Raw genomic sequence first — 20318 nt, forward strand, 5'->3', positions numbered from 1 at the left:
ATCGCGCCTATGACGCGTACCACACGAAGCAACCCCCGCACCCCCCGTGGCGTCCGGGGCCGGCCCGGGAGGAGAGATCCCACCACCATGAGCAGCGTCAGCGACATCGAGGACGTACGCACGCTGGACCGGCGCGACGGCCCGTACGGCGAGGTCGTGCTGCGCCGGCGCGGGGAGCACTTCGAGATCATCGCCAACGGGTGTTTCCTGATGGACACGTCGGACGGCCGCTCGGAGCGGCTGCTGATCGACGTGGCGCTGGCCGGGCTGCCCGCCGGCCGCGACCGTCCCTCCGTACTCATCGGCGGACTCGGCGTCGGATTCTCACTCGCACACGCTGCGGCCGACCCCCGCTGGGGCCCGATCACGGTCGTCGAACGCGAGCAGGCCGTCATCGACTGGCACCGGGAGGGCCCGCTCGCCCGGATCTCCGGCGCGGCTCTCGCCGATCCCCGGACTGTGATCCTGCCCACCGATCTGGTCGCACACATGCACGGATCCACATCGGCATATGACGCTTTGTGCCTGGACATCGACAACGGACCGGGGTGGACGGTCACCGATGACAACGGCGGTCTGTACACCGCGAGCGGCCTCACAGCGTGTATGGAACGCCTCAAACCGGGAGGAATCCTGGCCGTCTGGTCGGCTCAGCCCTCGGCGACTTTTGAGGAAGCCTTGCGGAATGCCGGGTTCACCAGGGTAAGGACGGAAGAGATCCCAGTTGCCCGGGGCGTGCCTGACGTGGTCCATCTCGGTGTTCGCCCTGCGTAGCCGGGACGGCGTCCGGGCATCTAGTCTGCTGACCGGCAGATGAGATGTGGACGCCTTGTCCAAGAACGCAGCTGGGCTTCAGCCGCGTACGCAGCAGAACGCACACCATGAGCGCACTTCCAGGGGCGGGCGATGGAGCAGACACACACCACCCACAGCGGCGTCGCGGCCACCCCGGGCGCCCAGCGCCGGGTGCTGGTCGTCGAGGACGACCCGACGATCGTCGACGCCATCGCCGCACGGCTGCGGGCCGAGGGTTTCCAGGTGCAGACGGCCACGGACGGCCCCGCCGCGGTGGACGCGGCCCAGGGCTGGCAGCCGGACCTGATGGTCCTCGACGTGATGCTGCCGGGCTTCGACGGCCTTGAGGTCTGCCGTCGTGTGCAGGCGCAGCGGCCGGTACCGGTCCTGATGCTGACGGCACGCGACGACGAGACCGACATGCTGGTCGGGCTCGGCGTCGGCGCCGACGACTACATGACCAAGCCGTTCTCGATGCGCGAGCTGGCGGCGCGGGTCCATGTCCTGCTGCGGCGGGTGGAGCGGGCGACCATCGCCGCGTCGACCCCGCGCAGCGGCATCCTGCGCCTCGGCGAGCTGGAGATCGACCACGCGCAGCGGCGGGTGCGGGTGCGCAACGACGACGTGCATCTGACGCCCACCGAGTTCGATCTGCTGGTCTGCCTGGCGAACACCCCGCGTGCCGTCCTCTCCCGCGAGCAGCTGCTCGCCGAGGTCTGGGACTGGGCCGACGCCTCCGGCACCAGGACCGTGGACAGCCACATCAAGGCGCTCCGCCGGAAGATCGGCGCGGAGCGTATCCGTACGGTGCACGGCGTCGGGTACGCGCTGGAGACCCCGGCACCATGAACCGTCCGCGGTACCGGCGTACCTGGAGCGCCACCTGGCCCCGGGACCTGGGCCGCGAGCTGGCCCGGGCGCTGCCCAGGCCCTGGCCGTGGAACCGGCAGCGGCCCTTCCCGGTCTCGATCAAGGCCAAGCTCGGCACGCTGGTGGTGGTGTCGGTCTTCATCACCACGGGGCTGCTGCTGGTGGCGCTGCGGACCAAGACGGAGCTGCGGTTCATCACGGTGTTCTCGGTGATCGCCTCGATGCTGATCACCCAGTTCGTCGCGCACAGCCTGACCTCGCCGCTGGACGAGATGAACACGGTCGCCCGGTCGATCTCGCACGGTGACTACACCCGGCGGGTGAGCGGCGCCGACCGCCGGGACGAGCTGGGCGATCTGGCCACGACCATCAACCGCATGGCCGAGGACCTGGAGGCGGTGGACCGGCACCGCAAGGAGCTGGTCGCGAACGTCTCCCATGAGCTGCGGACCCCGATCGCGGCGCTGCGGGCGGTGCTGGAGAACGTCGTGGACGGGGTGTCGGCCGCCGACCCCGAGACGATGCGTACGGCGCTCAAACAGACCGAGCGGCTCGGCCGGCTGGTCGAGACGCTGCTCGACCTGTCCCGGCTGGACAACGGGGTGGTGCCGCTCAAGGCGGGCCGCTTCGAGGTGTGGCCGTATCTCTCGGGCGTGCTGAAGGAGGCGAATCTCGCAGCCGTGCAGCGCGCGGGCGCGACGGGCTCCGGCGGCCGGCACACCCGGACGGACGTCCACCTCCATCTGGATGTCTCGCCGCCCGAGCTGACGGCGCACGCGGACGCCGAGCGGCTCCATCAGGTGGTCGCGAACCTGATCGACAACGCGGTCAAGCACTCCCCGCCGCACGGCCGGGTCACGGTCCGCGCCCGGCGCGGCCCGCAGCCGGAGTCGCTGGACCTGGAGGTCATGGACGAGGGCCCCGGTATCCCCGAGTCCGAGCGGCACCGGGTCTTCGAGCGCTTCAACCGCGGCCACGCACCGTCCCCGCACGGCCCCGGCAGTGACGGCGGCACCGGACTCGGGCTCGCCATCGCCCGCTGGGCGGTCGATCTGCACGGCGGGCGCATCGGGGTGGCCGAATCATCCCGTGGCTGCCGGATACGCGTCACTCTTCCGGGCGTATCGAGAACACCAAGTTGACGTAAAGTCTTCAGCGGAAGCTCGGGTTCCGCACGGAACCCGCGGGTAAGCACGTCAGAGGGTGCCGGCCATGGGGCGGTAGCTGTGATGCGTCATACCCCCATGGTGCGGAACCACGCTTGTTTCCCGCCATTTCAAGCCCCGAAACCAGCTTTCAAGTGTGACTTGCACGACGTTGACCCGCCCAGCCTGCACCTCCAGGCCAGGGAGGCGTAGCCTTTATTTCCGCTGTCCATCACCTTGTGAAGCGGAAGAGGGCGGTTGCCGCCGTGTCGTCTCAGTCCCCCAGTAATTCGAGCATCTCGACCGACCAGGAGGAGCAGGGCAAGAGTCCTGCCGACGCTTTTGGTCCCAATGAGTGGCTCGTCGACGAGATTTACCAGCAGTACCTCCAGGACCCGAATTCGGTCGACCGAGCCTGGTGGGACTTCTTCGCCGACTACAAGCCAGGTTCTGCCGGTGCTCCCACCGCGGGTGCGGACCCGGTGAGCGCGAGCCCTCCACACCAGTCGGGCGAAAGCGGCCGGGTGGCCGCCACGCAGGGTGGCGCAGCCGCGGGGGCTGCTCCCACCACGCCAGCGGCTCAGGCCGCGCCCCCTGCTCCCCAGGCTGCCGCGCCCGCAGCGCCGCAGGCCCAGGCTCCGGCCGCGCCTGCCGCAGCGAAGCCCGCGGCCGCCACCGCGAAGCCCGCCGCCGCGAAGCCCGCGGCGAAGGCCGAGCCCGCCGCCGCGCCCGAGGCCCCGGCCGGCCCCGAGCTGGTGACGCTGCGCGGCCCGTCCGCCGCCGTCGCGAAGAACATGAACGCCTCGCTCGAACTGCCGACGGCCACGTCCGTCCGCGCGGTCCCGGTGAAGCTGCTCTTCGACAACCGCATCGTCATCAACAACCATCTGAAGCGCGCCAGGGGCGGGAAGGTCTCCTTCACCCACCTCATCGGCTTCGCGATGGTGCAGGCCCTCAAGGCCATGCCGTCGATGAACCACTCCTTCGCGGTGAAGGACGGCAAGCCGACGCTGGTCAAGCCGGCCCACGTCAACCTCGGCCTCGCCATCGACCTGGTGAAGCCGAACGGCGACCGCCAGCTCGTCGTCGCGGCCATCAAGAAGGCCGAGACGCTCAACTTCTTCGAGTTCTGGCAGGCGTACGAGGACATCGTCCGCCGCGCCCGCGCGAACAAGCTGACGATGGACGACTTCACCGGGGTCACCGCGTCGCTCACCAACCCCGGCGGCATCGGCACCGTCCACTCCGTGCCCCGTCTGATGCCCGGTCAGGGCCTCATCATGGGCGTCGGCGCGATGGACTACCCGGCCGAGTTCCAGGGCACGTCGCAGGACACCCTGAACAGGCTGGGCATCTCGAAGGTCATGACCCTGACCTCGACCTACGACCACCGGGTCATCCAGGGCGCCGCCTCCGGCGAGTTCCTGCGGATCCTCGCCAACCTGCTGCTCGGCGAGAACGGCTTCTACGACGACCTGTTCGAGGCGCTGCGCATCCCGTACGAGCCGGTCCGCTGGCTCAAGGACATCGACGTCTCGCACGACAATGACGTCACCAAGGCCGCCCGCGTCTTCGAGCTGATCCACTCCTACCGGGTCCGCGGCCACGTCATGGCCGACACCGACCCGCTGGAGTACAAGCAGCGCAAGCACCCCGACCTGGACATCATCGAGCACGGGCTCACCCTGTGGGACCTGGAGCGCGAGTTCGCCGTCGGCGGCTTCGCCGGCAAGTCGATGATGAAGCTGCGCGACATCCTGGGCGTCCTGCGCGACTCGTACTGCCGCACCACGGGCGTCGAGTTCATGCACATCCAGGACCCCAAGCAGCGCAAGTGGATCCAGGACCGCATCGAGCGCGGCGCGCACGCCAAGCCCGAGCGCGAGGAGCAGCTGCGCATCCTGCGCCGGCTGAACTCGGCGGAGGCGTTCGAGACCTTCCTGCAGACCAAGTACGTCGGCCAGAAGCGCTTCTCGCTCGAAGGCGGCGAGTCCGTCATCCCGCTGCTCGACGCGGTCATCGACTCGGCGGCCGAGTCGCGCCTCGACGAGGTCGTCATCGGGATGGCCCACCGCGGCCGTCTCAACGTGCTGGCCAACATCGTCGGCAAGTCGTACGCGCAGATCTTCCGCGAGTTCGAGGGCAACCTCGACCCGAAGTCGATGCACGGCTCGGGCGACGTGAAGTACCACCTCGGCTCCGAGGGCACCTTCACCGGCCTCGACGGCGAGCAGATCAAGGTCTCGCTGGCCGCCAACCCCTCGCACCTGGAGACCGTCGACCCGGTCGTCGAGGGCATCGCACGCGCCAAGCAGGACATCATCAACAAGGGCGGCACGGACTTCACCGTGCTGCCGGTGGCGCTGCACGGCGACGCGGCCTTCGCGGGCCAGGGCGTCGTCGCCGAGACCCTCAACATGTCGCAGCTGCGCGGCTACCGCACCGGCGGCACCGTGCACATCGTCATCAACAACCAGGTCGGCTTCACCGCCGCCCCGGAGTCGTCGCGCTCCTCGATGTACGCCACCGACGTGGCCCGCATGATCGAGGCGCCGATCTTCCATGTGAACGGCGACGACCCGGAGGCCGTGGTGCGCGTCGCGCGCCTCGCGTTCGAGTTCCGCCAGGCGTTCAACAAGGACGTCGTCATCGACCTGATCTGCTACCGCCGCCGCGGTCACAACGAGGCCGACAACCCCTCGTTCACGCAGCCACTGATGTACGACCTGATCGACAAGAAGCGCTCGGTGCGCAAGCTCTACACCGAGTCCCTCATCGGTCGCGGCGACATCACGCTGGAAGAGGCGGAGCAGGCGCTCCAGGACTTCCAGGGCCAGCTGGAGAAGGTCTTCGCGGAGGTCCGCGAGGCCACGTCGGAGCCGGCCGAGGCATCGGTGCCGGTCCCGCAGGCCGAGTTCCCGGTCGCCGTGGACACCTCGATCTCCCAGGAGGTCGTGAAGCGGATCGCCGAGTCGCAGGTCAACATCCCGGACCGGATCACCGTGCACCCGCGGCTGCTGCCGCAGGTGCAGCGCCGGGCCGCGATGATCGACGACGGCACGATCGACTGGGCGATGGGCGAGACCCTCGCCATCGGCTCGCTGCTCCTGGAGGGCACCCCGGTGCGCCTCTCCGGCCAGGACTCGCGCCGCGGGACCTTCGGCCAGCGCCACGCGGTGCTCATCGACCGCAAGACCGGCGAGGACTTCACCCCGCTGCTCTACCTCTCCGACGACCAGGCGCGTTACAACGTCTACGACTCGCTGCTCAGCGAGTACGCGGTGATGGGCTTCGAGTACGGGTACTCGCTGGCCCGCCCGGAGTCGCTGGTCATGTGGGAAGCGCAGTTCGGTGACTTCGTCAACGGCGCGCAGACCGTGGTGGACGAGTACATCTCGGCCGCCGAGCAGAAGTGGGGCCAGACGTCCGGCGTCACCCTGCTCCTCCCGCACGGCTACGAGGGCCAGGGCCCGGACCACTCGTCCGCCCGCCCGGAGCGTTTCCTCCAGCTGTGCGCGCAGAACAACATGACGGTCGCCATGCCGACGCTCCCGTCGAACTACTTCCACCTCCTGCGGTGGCAGGTGCACAACCCGCACCACAAGCCGCTGGTCGTCTTCACCCCGAAGTCGATGCTCCGCCTCAAGGCGGCCGCGTCGAAGGCGGACGAGTTCACCACGGGCGGCTTCCGTCCGGTGATCGGGGACGACAGCGTCGACCCGAGCGCCGTGCGCAAGGTGGTCTTCACGGCCGGCAAGGTCTACTACGACCTGGACGCGGAGCGCACCAAGCGCGGCGTCACGGACACCGCGATCATCCGTCTGGAGCGGCTGTACCCGCTGCCGGGTGCCGAACTGCAGGCGGAGATCGCCAAGTTCCCGAACGCCGAGAAGTACCTCTGGGCGCAGGAGGAGCCGGCGAACCAGGGTGCGTGGCCGTTCATCGCGCTCAACCTGATCGACCACCTGGACCTGGCGGTCGGCGCCGACGTCCCGCACGGTGAGCGCCTGCGCCGCATCTCGCGGCCGCACGGCTCGTCGCCGGCGGTCGGCTCCGCCAAGCGCCACCAGGCCGAGCAGGCCCAGCTGGTCGCCGAGGTCTTCGAAGCCTAGGCAGCACCAGCGGGAACGCCCGAGGGGCCCGGACGCGTCGTGCGATGCGTCCGGGCCCCTCGGCGTCTCCGGGCGGCGCCACCGCGCATAATCTGGAAACGGAACATCCGGAACGCATCAGGAGCGACACGTGTACTTCACCGACCGCGGCATCGAGGAACTGGAGAAGCGGCGGGGCGAGGAGGAGGTCACCTTCGAGTGGCTCGCCGAGCAGCTGCGTACGTTTGTCGACCTGAACCCGGACTTCGAAGTTCCGGTCGAGCGCCTGGCGACCTGGCTGGCCCGGCTGGACGACGAGGACGAGGACGACGACTGAGGCGCAGGGGGGCGTACCAGGGCTGCGGGAGCCGGGCCGCCTGGCACAGGGGGCTGCGGGGGCCGGACGTCGGCTCTGCGCTGCGAGAGCCGGGCGCCGATACAGCGCTGTGGGAGCCCCGGGCGCCTGTACAGCGCTGTGCGGGGCCGGGCCGCCCGTACAGAGCTGGGGAAGCCGGGCGCCGGCACAGCGCTGCGGAAGCCGGGCGCCGTTACAGAGCTGCCGTAGCCAAGCGCCGGCTCAGCTGCCCGCCGCCCGCATCCGGTCGTACGCGAGGCCGAGCACCCCGTGCGCCATCAACAGCGCGGCCGCCGTGGTCCAGCCGCCACTGCGGCGGCTGAAGCCCCAGAGCGCGAGCGGCACACCCGCCGCCAGCTGGACCGCACCCAGCGCACGGGCGCGCGGTCCGCGCAGCCAGGGGCCGAGCGCGCCGTCCTCGAAAGCGGCCAGCTCCGCCCGTACGGCCTCCCGCAGACCCGTCGGCTCGATCCGCCCGGTGGCCGGGTGGATCCTGGCCACCTCGCGCAGCCGGTCGGCGGGGTCGCCTGGGGTGAGGCCGGTGGGCAGGGCGAGGCCGGCCCGCTCCAGGACCGCGGTGAGGCCGGTCAGCCGGGAGTGCGAGTCGGCGAGCGGGTCCGGGAGGGTGAGCTCGGTCAGCGCCTGGAGATCCAGTACGGGATCGAGCCGCAGCCGTGCGCCGAACGTGCGCATCGCCCCGTCCTCACCGACCGGGGTGCCGTCCGCGCGCCATACATAGCCGACCGGCCGCCGGAAGCCGGAGGCCAGCGTGAGCCCCGACCTGTCGCAGTCCCACCAGAGGGCGAGCACCGGCCAGTCGGACGAGACCGCGAGCGTGGTGACCCAGCCGCCGGCCACCCGGTCGACCGGCTCGTCCCCGTGCAGCCAGGGCTTCTCCTCGGGGACCAGCACACTCCACTGCTCGCCCGCGGGGGCGATGAGCAGCTGCTCCCCCAGCGCCCGGGCCCGGGTTCGTACGGCGGCCGGGTCAGCCCGGCAGAGCAGCAGGGCACCTGTGGCGTTCTCTGACATAGCACCACGCTAGGACAAATCCTGATGTTCCACCCGCGCGCTTGACTTCACCCAACCGCGATATATCGTGTTCTGCAGAAGACGCGATATGTTGCGTCGCGGCCGGCCGACCCGGCCCGCGGCCCATCAGCCGACCCATGGAGGTCAGTCCCATGTCCGAGAGGTCAGTGGCGGAGCCCCAGAAGCTCTCCTTCGACGAACCGGTGACGGCACTGAACGTGCGCGTCGTGAACGGCACGGTCAATGTCGTGGGCACCGACGACGCCGTGCTGACCGAGCAGGGCGGTGCCCGGCTGGAGGTCTCCGAGATCGAGGGGCCTCCGCTGGTGGTGACGCTGCGGGACGGCACGCTGACGGTGGCCTACGAGGACCTGCCCTGGAAGGGCTTCCTGAAGTGGCTCGACCGCAGGGGCTGGCACCGAAGGGCCGTCGTCTCGGTCGCGGTGCCCGCATCGGCGCGGGTCGAGGTCGGTGTGGTGGGCGCGGGCGCGGTCGTCGCCGGGGTCCGGGGGCGTACGGAGGTCCGCGGGGTCACCGGTGACACAGCCCTGGTCGGCCTCTCCGGCACGGTGCTCGCCGAGACCGTGTCGGGGAACGTCGAGGCCCAGGCCGTCAGCGGAAACCTGCGCTTCCACTCGGTCTCGGGTGACCTCACCGTGATCGAGGGCACCGGCTCGTCCGTACGGGCGGAATCGGTCAGCGGCGACATGGTCGTCGACCTCGACGCGGCGGGCGAGCCGACCGATATCGCCCTCACGACCGTCTCGGGCGAGGTCGCCATCCGGCTGGCCCAGCCGACGGACGCGCAGGTCAGCGCGAACACCACGAGCGGCGCCGTGTCGAACGCCTTCGAGGATCTGCGGGTCAGCGGCCAGTGGGGTGCCAAGAAGATCACCGGTACCCACGGCGCGGGCACGGGCAGCCTCAGGGCGACCACCGTGAGCGGGGCCATCGCCCTGCTGCGCAGGCCCGCACAGGACGACATCGCCGAGAAGGTGCTCTGACATGGCCCCCGTTTTCGCCCACGGCCGACTGCGGCTCTACCTCCTGAAGCTGCTGGACGAAGCCCCGCGCCACGGCTACGAGGTGATCAGGCTCCTGGAGGAGCGCTTCCAGGGGCTGTACGCGCCGAGCGCGGGCACCGTCTATCCGCGCCTCGCCAAACTGGAGGCGGAGGGGCTGGTCACCCACGCGTCGGAGGGCGGCCGGAAGGTGTACTCGATCACCGAGGCAGGCCGCGCGGAGTTGGCGGGCCGCAGCGGTGAACTGGCCGATCTGGAGCTGGAGATCCGCGAGTCGGTCTCCGAACTCGCCGCGGAGATCCGGGCCGACGTCAGCGGGTCCGCCGACGACCTGCGGCGCGAGATCCGCCAGGCGGCGAAGGAGGCGCGCGGGGCGTCGGGCGGCGGCCGCGCGGCGGGCCCCGGTTCCGGCGGCGGCGCTTCCGGTGCGGGGCGGCCGTTCCCCGGATTCCCGGAAGCCTCCGACTTCTTCGACGGGAGCTGGACCGACAAGGAGGGCTGGCGCCAGGCCAAGGAGGACTTCAAGCGCGCCAAGCAGGAGTGGAAGGAGCAGGCGCGCCGGGCGAAGGACGAGTCGCGCCGGGCCCGCGAGGACGCCCAGCAGGCACGGCGCCAGGCCAGGGAGGCCCAGGACTACGCACGTGAGCAGCTGCAGCGGGTCGCCGAGCAGGTCCAGGACCGTTTCGCTCGCGGCGACTGGCCCGCCGGGGTACGCGAGGGGCTCGCCGAATTCACCCGGGAACTGGGCCGCTTCGGACGCCCCGCGGAGCCGGGGGCGGGCTCGGGTGGTTCCGGCGCGGGCTCGGATTCCCGTACGGACGGGGGCTCCGGTACGGACGCCGGTTCCGGTACCGAGTGGGGCACGGGCACCAGCGCGGGCACCGACACGCCTTCCGGTACGGAGGCAGGCGCGGGCGCCGCCACGGGCGCCGACGCCGCAGGTACGGACCCGGCGACGCCCGTCGACCTCGACAAGGGCGGCAGCCGTCCGGCGCCCGAGCCGGAGTGGGCGCACGAGGAGCCGTCCGGCAACCCGGCCCGGGACCTGGACCGGCTGCTCGACCGCTTCCGCGACGACATCAGGGACGCGGCACGCGACCACGGAGTGACGGACAGCCAGCTCAGGGACGCCAGGCGGCATCTGTCGGCAGCGGCGGCACACATCGGCGCCGCGCTGCGCGGGCCCCGGTCCTGACACTCCCTCACAAGGGAGAATCGCGCCCGCCCCCACCGGCACCCCGGGGGCGGGCGCGACCACGGCCGCCGTCCGGCGGCTGCTGGGCCGTCCGCCGCGATCAGCCCGCGGTCAGCACGATCTTGCCGAAGAGTTCGCCCGACGCCATCTTCTCGAAGCCCTCGCGGGCCCGGTCGAGCGGCAGTACCTCGTCGATGACGGGCCGCACCCCGGTGGCCGCGCAGAACGCGAGCAGGTCCTCCAGCTCGTCCTTGGACCCCATGGTCGAGCCGACGACCTTCAGCTCCAGGAAGAAGATCCGCGTCAGCTCGGCCGACACCGGGTCGGAGCCGCTCGTGGCGCCCGAGATGACCAGAGTGCCGCCCGGCTTCAGCGACTTGACGGAGTGTGACCAGGTGGCGGCCCCGACCGTTTCGATGACGGCGTCCACCCGCTCGGGCAACCGCGTACCCGGCTCGAAAGCGTCCACGGCGCCGAGCTCGACGGCCCGCTTCCGCTTGGCCTCGTCCCGGCTGGTCGCGTACACGCGCAGGCCCGCGGCCTTCCCGAGTACGACGGCGGCCGTCGCCACACCGCCGCCCGCGCCCTGGACGAGTACGGAGTCGCCGGGCCGCACACCGGCGTTGGTGAAGAGCATGCGGTAGGCCGTGAGCCAGGCGGTCGGCAGACAGGCGGCCTGCTCGAAGCTCAGCTCCTTCGGCTTGCGGAGCACGTTCCACTCGGGGACGGTGACCCGCTCGGCGAACGTCCCCTGGTACTTCTCGGTCAGGATGGACCGCCCCTCCTTCGGCCCGACCCCGTAACCGGTCTGCCCGATGACGGAGTGCAGGACGACCTCGTTGCCGTCCTGGTCGACCCCGGCGGCGTCACAGCCCAGGATCATCGGCAGCTTGTCGGCGGCGAGCCCCACACCACGGAGCGACCAGAGGTCGTGGTGGTTGAGGGAGGCGGCTCTGACGTCGACCGTCGTCCAGCCGGGCCTGGCCTCGGGGGCCGGACGCTCCCCCAGCTCAAGGCCGTTGAGCGGGTGGTCACGGTCGATGCGGGCTGCGTAGGCGGCGAACATGCCCCGACGATAGGCGTGGCCGGTTCCGCAAGGGAACCGGCCACGAGTGTGACGCTGCCTGCATTTGGCCGGGCCGGGACCGGCCCGCGAGGGCCGGCCCTCGAGCCGGCGCGCGAAGCACGGGCCGGGCGCAAGGCACCGGCCCACGAGGCGCCGGGAAAGCGAGACGCCCACCCCTGAGGCACCGGAAGAGCAAGGCGCCGGAAGAGCAACGCGCCTGGAGAGCGAGGCTCCGCGCCGCAACAGACCGGCCGGGCGAGGCACCGGACGGCCGAGCCCCGAAGAAGAAGAGGGGAGACGAGGCTCCGGCGGCCCGCGCATCGCACGGACCGCCCGGCCTCACTCCTCCACCCCCGTCCCCGCCCCCGGAGACCCTCAGCGCCGGGCCACACCCTCCGCGCGGGCCGCGGCCGCCACCGCGGCGGTGACCGCCGGGGCGACGCGCTCGTCGAACGGCGACGGAATCACACAGTCCGCGCTCAGCTCGTCGGCCACCACGGCCGCCAGCGCCTCCGCCGCGGCGAGCTTCATGCCCTCCGTGATCCGCGAGGCCCGCACCTGGAGCGCCCCGGCGAAGATCCCCGGGAACGCCAGCACGTTGTTGATCTGGTTCGGGAAGTCGCTGCGCCCGGTGGCGACGACCGCCGCGTACTTGGCGGCGACCGTGGGGTGGATCTCCGGGTTCGGGTTGGCCATCGCGAAGATGAACGAACCCTCTGCCATCGAGGCGACGGCCGGCTCGGGGACCGTACCGCCCGAAACCCCGATGAAGACGTCCGCACCGGACATCGCGGTCTCCAGCGAGCCGGTCAGCCCCGCCTTGTTGGTGAAGCCGGCGACCTCCTGCTTGATCTCGGTCAGGTCGTCGCGGTCAGCCGAGACGATGCCCTTGCGGTCGCACACCGCGACATCGCCGATCCCGGCCTCGATGAGGATCTTCGCGATGGCGACACCCGCGGCGCCCGCACCCGAGATCACCGCACGCAGCTGCCCCAGCGAGCGTCCGGTGAGGGTGGCCGCGTTGCGCAGGGCCGCCAGGGTGACCACGGCGGTGCCGTGCTGGTCGTCGTGGAAGACCGGGATGTCCAGCTGCTCCTGGAGCCTGCGCTCGATCTCGAAGCAGCGCGGCGCGGAGATGTCCTCCAGATTGACGCCGCCGAAGGACGGGGCGAGCCGCACGACGGTGTCGATGATCTCGTCCGTGTCGGTGGTCGCCAGCGCGATCGGCACGGCGTCGACGCCGCCGAACTGCTTGAAGAGGATGGCTTTGCCCTCCATCACCGGAAGGGACGCCTCCGGGCCGATGTCACCCAGCCCCAGCACCGCTGTACCGTCCGTCACGACTGCCACGACCTGCGACTTCCAGGTGTAGTCGTGGACCAGCTCCGGCTTCTCGGCGATGGCGCTGCACACCTTGGCGACACCGGGCGTGTAAGCGAGGGACAGGTCGTCCCTGTCGCGCACCGGCACCGTGGCCTGGACTGCCATCTTGCCGCCGCGATGCAGGGCGAACACCGGGTCGAAGGTCTCCTCGTCCTGCGAGGAAGTGCTGAAACTTTCGCTGCGAGGATTGACGATCTCCGCTGCCATTGGTTGTTACCCCTTAAGTCTTCATCAGTTGAGGGTGGCCACTCCTGGTTGAGGAGGGGTGGGCGGGCACCGCCTATGTGCCCCGCGCCGGCCGGTTGGCCCGCCGGGCGGGGGGAGGTACATACGCGCGGGCGCGCCGCACACGCGCCCTGAGCCCCGGATGAGGGGTGTAACCGTCTGTTCTACCGGATGGACCGCACATCGGACGAGTCCATATCGAGTCCGCACCGACGCGGTGAGATGACTCATAGCGGGATATCCGGCCTGGTCGGCCCGGTGCCGCGGCACAAGTCCATCCTTCGAGACGCGCCCCGGAACGGTGCGGGGCGCACCGGAGATCCTCCGGCGGAAGGTGCGTTTGCCAGCAGATGGTCCGGTCGTGCCGTACCGGCCAAGTGGAGAACGGGGGTGACCCGTTACCCGATTTTGACATGACCAGCGACCTGATTGGACCAGTGCGGCTGGCAAGATGCCGTCATCCACACATGGTCGTGGCACCGGAACACCGTGTGCCGCGGCTCCAGCATTCAGCTGTCTCTGATCCGCCGGAGGACCACCACCATGACCGCACGCTCCACTCGCCGCACGGCCGCAATGAAGTCCCGGACAGCCGCGGTCGGCGCGATCGCGGTCGCCGGCGCGCTGCTGCTGACCGGCTGCGGCGACCAGACCAAGAACGACGGCCCCAAGGGCGGCGATTCCTCGGCCGCGCCGCTCGCGCATCTGCTGCCGCAGGCCATCCGGGACAAGGGCACCGTCAGGGTCGGCTCGGACATCGCGTACGCGCCCGTCGAGTTCAAGGACAGCTCGGGCAAGGTCGCCGGGATCGACCCCGACCTCGGGGCGGCGCTCGGCAAGCAGCTCGGGGTGACGTTCCAGTTCGAGAACGGCACGTTCGACAGCCTGGTGACCGGTCTGCGCGCCAAGCGCTACGACGTCGCGATGTCCGCGATGACCGACACCAAGGACCGGCAGAACGGCGTCGCCGACGGCAAGAAGGTCGGCGAGGGCGTCGACTTCGTCGACTACTACTCCGCCGGTGTCTCGATCTACACCCGCAAGGGCAAGGACGAGGGCATCAAGACCTGGGGCGACCTCTGCGGCAAGACGGTCGTCATGGAGCGCGGCACGGTCTCCCACGACCTCGCCAAGGCGCAGGCCAAGAAGTGTCCGGCCGGCAAGAAGCTGACCATCCAGCCCTTCGACGACGACCAGCAGGCCCAGACCCGGCTGCGCTCGGGCGGCGCCGACGCCGGTTCGGCCGACTCCCCCATCGCCGCGTACGCCGTGAAGACCTCGGGCGGCGGCAAGGACTTCCAGGTCGTCGGCCCCACGGTCCAGGCGGCCCCGTACGGCATCGCCATCGCCAAGGGGAACGACCAGCTCACCAAGGCCATCCAGCAGGCGATGAACGCCATCATCAAGGACGGCACGTACGACAAGGTCCTCGCCAAGTGGGGCGCCGAGCAGGGCGCGGTCACCACGGCCAAGCTCAACGGCGGATCCTGACCGGACGCCGGAGCTGAGAGGTATCACCTATGACTGCTGACATGGAAAAGGCCGGCGCCGTCGACGCGCCGCCCACCGCGCCGCAGGCCATCAAGGCCATCCCCGTCCGGCACTACGGGCGGTACGTCGCCGCGGTCGTCGCCGTCGCCCTGCTCGCGGCGATCATCTACGCCTTCTCCCAGGGCAAGATCAACTGGGGGGCGATCCCGGACTTCTTCTTCGACCACCGGATCATCCACGGCGTCGGCCAGACGCTGCTGCTCACCGTGCTCTCCATGGTGATCGGTGTCGTGGGGGGCGTCATCCTCGCGGTGATGCGGCTGTCCAAGAACCCGGTGACCGCGTCGATCTCGTGGTTCTACATCTGGTTCTTCCGGGGCACCCCGGTCCTCGTCCAGCTGATGGTCTGGTTCAACCTGGGCCTGGTCTTCCAGTACATCAACCTCGGTCCGATCTACAAGGACTACTGGTCGAGCTTTATGACGCCGCTGCTGACGGCGCTGCTCGGGCTCGGCCTGAACGAGGCCGCGTACATGGCGGAGATCTGCCGGGCGGGCCTGCTCGCGGTCGACGAGGGCCAGACGGAGGCGGCGCACGCGCTCGGTATGAGCCAGGCCAAGACGCTGGCGCGGATCGTGGTGCCGCAGGCGATGCGGGTCATCGTGCCGCCGACCGGCAACGAGGTCATCAACATGCTGAAGACCACCTCGCTGGTGGCCGCCGTGCAGTTCTACGAACTGCTCCGGACCGCCCAGGACATCGGGCAGACGTCCGGGGCCGCGGTGGAGATGCTGTTCCTGGCCGCCGCCTGGTATCTGGTGCTCACGACGCTCTTCTCCATCGGCCAGTTCTATCTGGAGCGCTACTACGCGCGCGGCTCCAGCCGCAGCCTGCCGCTGACCCCGTTCCAGCGGGTCAAGGCGAATCTGGCTTCCTTCAGCAACCGTTCGGGGGTGTCCGCATGACGGCGATGGTGAAGGCCGAGGGCGTCCACAAGTCCTTCGGGCCGACTCAGGTGCTCAAGGGGATCGACCTGGAGGTCGCCCCGCGTGAGGTGTTCTGCCTCATCGGCCCGTCGGGCTCAGGCAAGTCGACGTTCCTGCGGTGCATCAACCACCTGGAGAAGGTCAACGCGGGACGGCTGTACGTCGACGGGGACCTGGTCGGCTACCGGCAGAAGGGCGAGAAGCTCTACGAGCTCAAGGACAGCGAAGTCGCCCTGAAGCGCAGGGACATCGGCATGGTCTTCCAGCGCTTCAACCTCTTCCCGCACATGACGGCCATCGAGAACGTGATGGAGGCGCCGGTCCAGGTGCGCGGCGAGGCCAAGGCCGTCGCGCGCGCCCGCGCCGAGCGGCTGCTGGACCGGGTCGGGCTCTCCGACAAGGCGGGCAGCTATCCGACGCAGCTGTCGGGCGGCCAGCAGCAGCGGGTGGCGATCGCCCGCGCGCTGGCGATGGAGCCGAAGCTGATGCTCTTCGACGAGCCGACGTCGGCGCTCGACCCGGAGCTGGTGGGCGATGTCCTGGATGTGATGCGCGGCCTCGCGGAGGACGGCATGACGATGATCGTCGTGACCCATGAGATGGGCTTCGCCCGGGAGGTCGGCGATGCGCTGGTCTTCATGGACGACGGCGTGGTCGTCGAGTCGGGCCACCCGCGGGACGTCCTGACCGACCCGCAGCACGAGCGGACGAAGTCGTTCCTGTCGAAGGTGCTGTGAGCCGTCGCAGCAGGCGTACGTGAAGGGGGTACGGGCCGACCCGGCCCGTACCCCCTCTTCACCCTGTCCGCCCTTTTCATCCTTTTCATCCCGAAGGCCCTTCGCGCGCCACGCCACCACCCCCGCCGCCGCGCCGGGGACTGCTTCACGGCGGGCACCGGGGTGCCCGACGGCGAGGCGCTCAAGTAATACCCTCGAAGGATGAGCAGCCATTACGGCCGCCCGACCGTCGACACCGGACCGCCTCCGTAAGGACTAAAAGTGGAACTGGCCTATTACTCGGACTACGCCGTGCGCCTGGTGAACACCGAGGAGCCGGCCCGCAACAAGGACTCCCTGACCTCGGTCGACGCGGTGCGCGACCTCTTCGGGGCCAACGCGTCGGCGGCCCGGCGCGCCACGGACGCCGACGTCACCCGCTTCCGCTCGGTACGGGGCAGGCTGCGCGCCGTGTTCACGGCAGCGGACGAAGGGGACGAGACGCTCGCGGTGGACCTGCTGAACTCGCTGCTGCTGGAGTTCCCGGTCTCGCCGCAGATCTCGGGCCACGACCACCGGGACGACGACGGCCGTCCGCTGTGGCACATGCACCTGGCCGACCACCCGTCCAACGCGACATCCGGCTACGCGGCGATCGCGTCGATGGGGCTGGCCTTCCATCTCACCGAGTACGGGGTGGACCGGCTCGGCCTGTGCGAGGCAGCGCCGTGCCGCAACGCCTATCTCGATACATCGACAAACCGATCCCGGCGCTACTGCTCGGACCGCTGCGCGACCCGCGCCAACGTGGCCGCCTACCGCGCGCGCAAGCGCCTGGAGACGGCCCGGTCGGCCGGCACCGGCCGCACCGCCGAGGCCAGCCAGGAGAGCAGCACAGCGGCCGAGCGCTGACGGCCCCGTGTGATGGGCCGGTATCTGGCCCGCACCCTCCCCAGCAGCAGGTCCTCGGGCACGGTGCCGAACGCGCGGCTGTCCACGCCTTCGGCGTGCGCGTTGTCCCCCAGCACCCACCAGCCCCCGTCGCGCCGCTCGATCAGGCGCTTCACGATCAGCAGATCCTGCTGCAGCGGATGGCGGAGCACGGCCACGTCCCCCGGCCTGAGCTCGGCGCCGTAGTGCACCAGCAGCTGGTCACCGTGGAGCAGGGTGGGCACCATGGACGGCCCCGTCACCTCCGCCACACCCAACGGAGCCCGCGTCTCCCGCCCCTGATCCGTCATCCGGCACCTCCCGGTCCGATCGTCCACCAGTCCCATACTGACCCTGGACTTTTGTCCTAAGCCCCAGGGGGCACTCGCGAAATCGGGCCTCTCACGGAGTAATGTCCCACCCGAGAAGACGATCACGAGGAAGGACAGCTCCATGCTTTCCCGCCTGTTTGCCCCCAAGGTGAAGGTCAGCGCCCACTGCGACCTCCCCTGCGGCGTGTACGACCCGGCCCAGGCCCGTATCGAGGCCGAGTCCGTCAAGGCCGTCCAGGAGAAGTACCAGGCCAACGAGGACCCGCACTTCCGTGCCCGTGCCACGGTCATCAAGGAAGAGCGCGCGGAGCTCGCCAAGCACCACGTATCGGTGCTGTGGAGCGACTACTTCAAGCCGCCGCACTTCGAGAAGTACCCCGAGCTCCACCAGCTCGTCAATGACGCCCTCAAGGCGCTGTCGGCGGCCAAGGGCTCGACGGACCCGGCCACGGGCCAGAAGGCGCTGGACTACATCGCCCAGATCGACAAGATCTTCTGGGAGACCAAGAAGGCTTGATCCACGGCTGGACGGCCCGACCCGCGCACGTGGCGGGTCCGTGACCGCCCAAGTGACCGCACCCGGCCCGCAGGCCGCCGTAACAGGCGGCCATGGCGAGCCGGGTGCGGTCTTTCCCTGTGCGGCACCGGCCCTGTCCGGTCTTGTGCGGCACCGGCCCTATCCGGCCCCCGGTCCCGTCAACCGGTCCAGCAGCTCCGTCACTTCGCCGGCGGGCTGTGGCAAGCCCGCCTCCTCGTACGCGGTCCGGGCCCGCTCCCAGTGCTCGCGTGCCGTGTCCGGGCGGTCCGCCGCAAGCGCGAGGAGGCCCAGGTGGTGCAGGGTGCGTGCCTCGCCGACGGGGTGGCCGAGCGCCCGGTAGGTGGCCAGCGCGCGGTGGTAGTGGTCGTGGGCCGCGTCGTGGTCGCCCTGGTGACGGGCGGTCGTGGCGAGGTTGTACAGGGTGTGGGCCACCGCCTGTTCGTCCTCGCCCGCGCGGAAGAGCGGCAGTGCGGCGCGGTAGTGCGTCTCCGCCTCCGCGTACCGGCCCCTGCGCCGGGCGGCCGTGCCCATGCTGTGCAGCGTGAGGGCCTCACCCGCGCGGTCGCCGATCCGGCGGTACATGTCCAGCGCCTCCGCGAAGGTGTGCAGGGCCAGGGCGTAGTCCTGTTTGTGCTTGAGGAAGTCGCCCTTGTTGTAGAGGGCCAGGGCCTCCTGCCCGCTGTCGGTGCCGCGGCGCGCGAAGCTCACCGCCATGTCGCACGCCTCCAGGCCGGCCGCCCAGTCCTGCTGGCGGCGCAGGAACCAGCTCACGTCGTGCGCGAGCGGCAGGCCCGCCGTGTAGCGGCCGTGCGTCCGGGCGAGGTACAGGGCGGTCCTGAGGTTCGTCCGCTCGGTGTCGAGCCAGCGCTCCGACGCGTCGTCACGCAGGCCGTGGCGCGCGGCCTCCACGATCCTCCCGGTGGCGTCCCTGGCGGAGTCCCGGTAGTGCGCCAGCAGCCGGTCGATGGCCGCTCCGGTGGCTTCCTCGTCGTCCTGTTCGCGGCGCAGCCCTTCGGCGTACAGGCGCAGCAGGTCGTGCAGGCGGAACCAGCCGCGCGGCCTGCCCGGCTCGACCATGTGCGCCGCACGCAGCGCGCCGAGCAGCTTGCGGACCCGTGGTGCGGGGAGGCCGGTGAGCGCGGCGGCGGCCTCGGCGCTCACCTGCTGCCCGAGGTTGAGGGAGAGCAGCCGGAAGGTACGGGCCTCGTCGGGGCCGAGTGTGGCGTACGACAGGTCGAAGGCGGCGGTGACGGAACGGCCGCTCCCGTACGACAGCTCCGCCAGGCGGGTCGCACGGTCGCGCAGCGCCGCGGTGAGTTCGCCGACCGACTGGTCCGGGTCGCCGGCGAGGATCGACGCCACGACGGCGACGGCCAGCGGGAGATGGCCGCACAGCCCGGCGAGGTCGCGCACGGCGCCGGGTTCGTCCTCGGTACGGGTGTCGTCGGGGCGCCGCATACGGAGCGTACGGGCTATCAGCGCGCCCGCCTCGGGCGGATCGAGTACGCCGAGGTCGACGATCCGCGAACCGGGCAGATCCCCGAGGGTGTGACGGCTGGTCACCAGGGCACGGTGGCAGGCGGGCCCCGGCAGCAGGGCGCCGATCCGGTCCGTCGACGCGGCGTTGTCGAGCATCACGAGCACCGCACGCCGCTGGGCGGCGAGGTCGGCCAGCTTGGAGTGGTAGAGCGACAGCCGGCCCTGGAGCGTGGGCGGGAAGTGCTCGTCGGGGACGCCGAGTGCGCTGAGGACGACGGACAGGGCGACATCGGTCCGCAGCCTGCGGTCCTCGTCGTAGCCCTGGAAGTTGATGAAGAGCACCCCGCCCGGAAACCACCCGGCCGCCAGTGCGTCATGGGCGGCGCGCAGCGCCAGCGCCGTCTTGCCGACGCCCGCCGTGCCCACCAGCGTGGGCACCACGACCGGCGTGCCGCCGTCGGCACCGGACCGCAGCGCATCGGCCACGGTCCGCAGAGCCGTCTCACGGCCGGTGAATTCCGGAGCGGCCGGAGGGAGACCGGCCAGGGCCGTCGGCACCGGCGACGCGAGGTGCAACTCCCCCACGTGACCGGCCTGGACGACTGTCCCGGTCACGGTTCCGCTCAGGTCGTTGGACGACTGGTTCATCCTCTCTTTCTAGCGCATC

At 70.6% G+C, this 20318-nt stretch carries 17 protein-coding genes; 12 read left to right on the forward strand and 5 right to left on the reverse strand.

The genetic code is table 11. From position 1 onward, the window contains the following. Positions 1-87: 87 nt before the first annotated feature. From OG510_RS11395 to OG510_RS11415, 5 genes are all read left to right on the forward strand, one after another. The gene (locus tag OG510_RS11395; RefSeq protein ID WP_406136675.1) at positions 88-774 is read left to right on the forward strand and encodes a spermidine synthase; all 687 of its coding nucleotides are present in this window, start codon (positions 88-90) and stop codon (positions 772-774) included. 132 nt (positions 775-906) lie between these two features. After that, positions 907-1644 carry a response regulator transcription factor gene (locus OG510_RS11400; protein WP_406136676.1) on the forward strand — a complete coding sequence of 246 codons (738 nt, stop codon included), beginning with the start codon at positions 907-909 and terminating at the stop codon, positions 1642-1644. Further along, positions 1641-2807 carry an ATP-binding protein gene (locus OG510_RS11405; RefSeq protein ID WP_406136677.1) on the forward strand — a complete coding sequence of 389 codons (1167 nt, stop codon included), beginning with the start codon at positions 1641-1643 and terminating at the stop codon, positions 2805-2807. Before OG510_RS11400 ends, OG510_RS11405 begins: the two co-directional genes overlap by 4 nt. A gap of 269 nt (positions 2808-3076) precedes the next feature. Further along, positions 3077-6922 (forward strand): multifunctional oxoglutarate decarboxylase/oxoglutarate dehydrogenase thiamine pyrophosphate-binding subunit/dihydrolipoyllysine-residue succinyltransferase subunit, encoded by a 3846-nt coding sequence (locus OG510_RS11410; protein ID WP_406136678.1) that lies wholly within the window; start codon positions 3077-3079, stop codon positions 6920-6922. Between the two features lie 130 nt (positions 6923-7052). Next, positions 7053-7238: a DUF6104 family protein gene (locus OG510_RS11415; protein ID WP_164267593.1), complete on the forward strand. Its 186-nt coding sequence runs from the start codon at positions 7053-7055 to the stop codon at positions 7236-7238. A gap of 240 nt (positions 7239-7478) precedes the next feature. Here OG510_RS11415 and OG510_RS11420 read toward each other — a convergent pair whose 3' ends face one another. After that, positions 7479-8288, reverse strand: a complete 810-nt coding sequence (locus tag OG510_RS11420; protein WP_406136679.1) for a hypothetical protein — start codon at positions 8286-8288, stop codon at positions 7479-7481. A gap of 152 nt (positions 8289-8440) precedes the next feature. On the opposite strand from OG510_RS11420, the gene OG510_RS11425 reads away from it, so the two are divergent. Beyond that, positions 8441-9292: a DUF4097 family beta strand repeat-containing protein gene (locus OG510_RS11425; protein WP_406136680.1), complete on the forward strand. Its 852-nt coding sequence runs from the start codon at positions 8441-8443 to the stop codon at positions 9290-9292. A 1-nt stretch (position 9293) separates the two neighbouring features. After that, the gene (locus OG510_RS11430; protein ID WP_406136681.1) at positions 9294-10505 is read left to right on the forward strand and encodes a helix-turn-helix transcriptional regulator; all 1212 of its coding nucleotides are present in this window, start codon (positions 9294-9296) and stop codon (positions 10503-10505) included. A 100-nt stretch (positions 10506-10605) separates the two neighbouring features. On the opposite strand, the gene OG510_RS11435 is transcribed toward OG510_RS11430, so the two are convergent. Together OG510_RS11435 and OG510_RS11440 are read right to left on the reverse strand one after the other, a co-directional pair. Continuing rightward, positions 10606-11571, reverse strand: a complete 966-nt coding sequence (locus tag OG510_RS11435; protein ID WP_406136682.1) for a zinc-binding dehydrogenase — start codon at positions 11569-11571, stop codon at positions 10606-10608. A gap of 375 nt (positions 11572-11946) precedes the next feature. Further along, positions 11947-13161, reverse strand: a complete 1215-nt coding sequence (locus OG510_RS11440) for an NADP-dependent malic enzyme (protein ID WP_406136683.1) — start codon at positions 13159-13161, stop codon at positions 11947-11949. Positions 13162-13722: 561 nt separating this feature from the next. Between OG510_RS11440 and OG510_RS11445 the strand changes: the two genes are divergently transcribed. The 4 genes from OG510_RS11445 to OG510_RS11460 all read left to right on the forward strand — a co-directional run bounded on the left by OG510_RS11445 (position 13723) and on the right by OG510_RS11460 (position 17284). Continuing rightward, positions 13723-14670 (forward strand): ABC transporter substrate-binding protein, encoded by a 948-nt coding sequence (locus OG510_RS11445; protein ID WP_406136684.1) that lies wholly within the window; start codon positions 13723-13725, stop codon positions 14668-14670. Between the two features lie 29 nt (positions 14671-14699). After that, on the forward strand, positions 14700-15635 hold the full coding sequence (locus OG510_RS11450; RefSeq protein WP_406136685.1) for an amino acid ABC transporter permease: 936 nt from the start codon (positions 14700-14702) through the stop codon (positions 15633-15635). Beyond that, a complete protein-coding gene (locus tag OG510_RS11455) occupies positions 15632-16393 on the forward strand; it encodes an amino acid ABC transporter ATP-binding protein (RefSeq protein WP_164266632.1) in 762 nt (253 codons plus the stop codon). The genes OG510_RS11450 and OG510_RS11455 overlap by 4 nt, the downstream gene beginning before the upstream one ends. A gap of 261 nt (positions 16394-16654) precedes the next feature. Beyond that, positions 16655-17284, forward strand: a complete 630-nt coding sequence (locus OG510_RS11460) for a CGNR zinc finger domain-containing protein (RefSeq protein WP_406136686.1) — start codon at positions 16655-16657, stop codon at positions 17282-17284. Here the strand turns inward: OG510_RS11460 and sodX are convergent. Further along, positions 17188-17613, reverse strand: coding sequence for a nickel-type superoxide dismutase maturation protease (gene sodX / locus OG510_RS11465; RefSeq protein ID WP_406136687.1), 426 nt, complete (start codon positions 17611-17613; stop codon positions 17188-17190). The genes OG510_RS11460 and sodX overlap by 97 nt on opposite strands. A gap of 142 nt (positions 17614-17755) precedes the next feature. Here sodX and sodN point away from each other — a divergent pair, with 142 nt between their 5' ends. Further along, entirely contained in the window at positions 17756-18151 is a 396-nt protein-coding gene (sodN, locus tag OG510_RS11470; protein ID WP_164266635.1) for a superoxide dismutase, Ni, read from the forward strand. Positions 18152-18310: 159 nt separating this feature from the next. Here the strand turns inward: sodN and OG510_RS11475 are convergent, their stop codons facing one another. Continuing rightward, complete coding sequence (locus OG510_RS11475; RefSeq protein WP_406136688.1) at positions 18311-20299, reverse strand: ATP-binding protein; 1989 nt, start codon at positions 20297-20299, stop codon at positions 18311-18313. Between the last annotated feature and the right edge of the window lie 19 nt (positions 20300-20318).

The organism is Streptomyces sp. NBC_01089 (assembly GCF_045162975.1).
In the GTDB taxonomy this organism is placed as follows: Bacteria; Actinomycetota; Actinomycetes; order Streptomycetales; family Streptomycetaceae; genus Streptomyces.

What these genes read in the sequence shown, in the direction of transcription:
- OG510_RS11395 (WP_406136675.1), top strand. Translation starts at nt 88, where the DNA reads ATGAGCAGCGTCAGCGACATCGAGGACGTACGCACGCTGGACCGGCGC.
- OG510_RS11400 (WP_406136676.1), top strand. Translation starts at nt 907, where the DNA reads ATGGAGCAGACACACACCACCCACAGCGGCGTCGCGGCCACCCCGGGC.
- OG510_RS11405 (WP_406136677.1), top strand. Translation starts at nt 1,641, where the DNA reads ATGAACCGTCCGCGGTACCGGCGTACCTGGAGCGCCACCTGGCCCCGG.
- OG510_RS11420 (WP_406136679.1), bottom strand. Translation starts at nt 8,288, where the DNA reads ATGTCAGAGAACGCCACAGGTGCCCTGCTGCTCTGCCGGGCTGACCCG.
- OG510_RS11425 (WP_406136680.1), top strand. Translation starts at nt 8,441, where the DNA reads ATGTCCGAGAGGTCAGTGGCGGAGCCCCAGAAGCTCTCCTTCGACGAA.
- OG510_RS11430 (WP_406136681.1), top strand. Translation starts at nt 9,294, where the DNA reads ATGGCCCCCGTTTTCGCCCACGGCCGACTGCGGCTCTACCTCCTGAAG.
- OG510_RS11435 (WP_406136682.1), bottom strand. Translation starts at nt 11,571, where the DNA reads ATGTTCGCCGCCTACGCAGCCCGCATCGACCGTGACCACCCGCTCAAC.
- OG510_RS11440 (WP_406136683.1), bottom strand. Translation starts at nt 13,161, where the DNA reads ATGGCAGCGGAGATCGTCAATCCTCGCAGCGAAAGTTTCAGCACTTCC.
- OG510_RS11445 (WP_406136684.1), top strand. Translation starts at nt 13,723, where the DNA reads ATGACCGCACGCTCCACTCGCCGCACGGCCGCAATGAAGTCCCGGACA.
- OG510_RS11450 (WP_406136685.1), top strand. Translation starts at nt 14,700, where the DNA reads ATGACTGCTGACATGGAAAAGGCCGGCGCCGTCGACGCGCCGCCCACC.
- OG510_RS11455 (WP_164266632.1), top strand. Translation starts at nt 15,632, where the DNA reads ATGACGGCGATGGTGAAGGCCGAGGGCGTCCACAAGTCCTTCGGGCCG.
- sodX (WP_406136687.1), bottom strand. Translation starts at nt 17,613, where the DNA reads ATGACGGATCAGGGGCGGGAGACGCGGGCTCCGTTGGGTGTGGCGGAG.
- sodN (WP_164266635.1), top strand. Translation starts at nt 17,756, where the DNA reads ATGCTTTCCCGCCTGTTTGCCCCCAAGGTGAAGGTCAGCGCCCACTGC.
- OG510_RS11475 (WP_406136688.1), bottom strand. Translation starts at nt 20,299, where the DNA reads ATGAACCAGTCGTCCAACGACCTGAGCGGAACCGTGACCGGGACAGTC.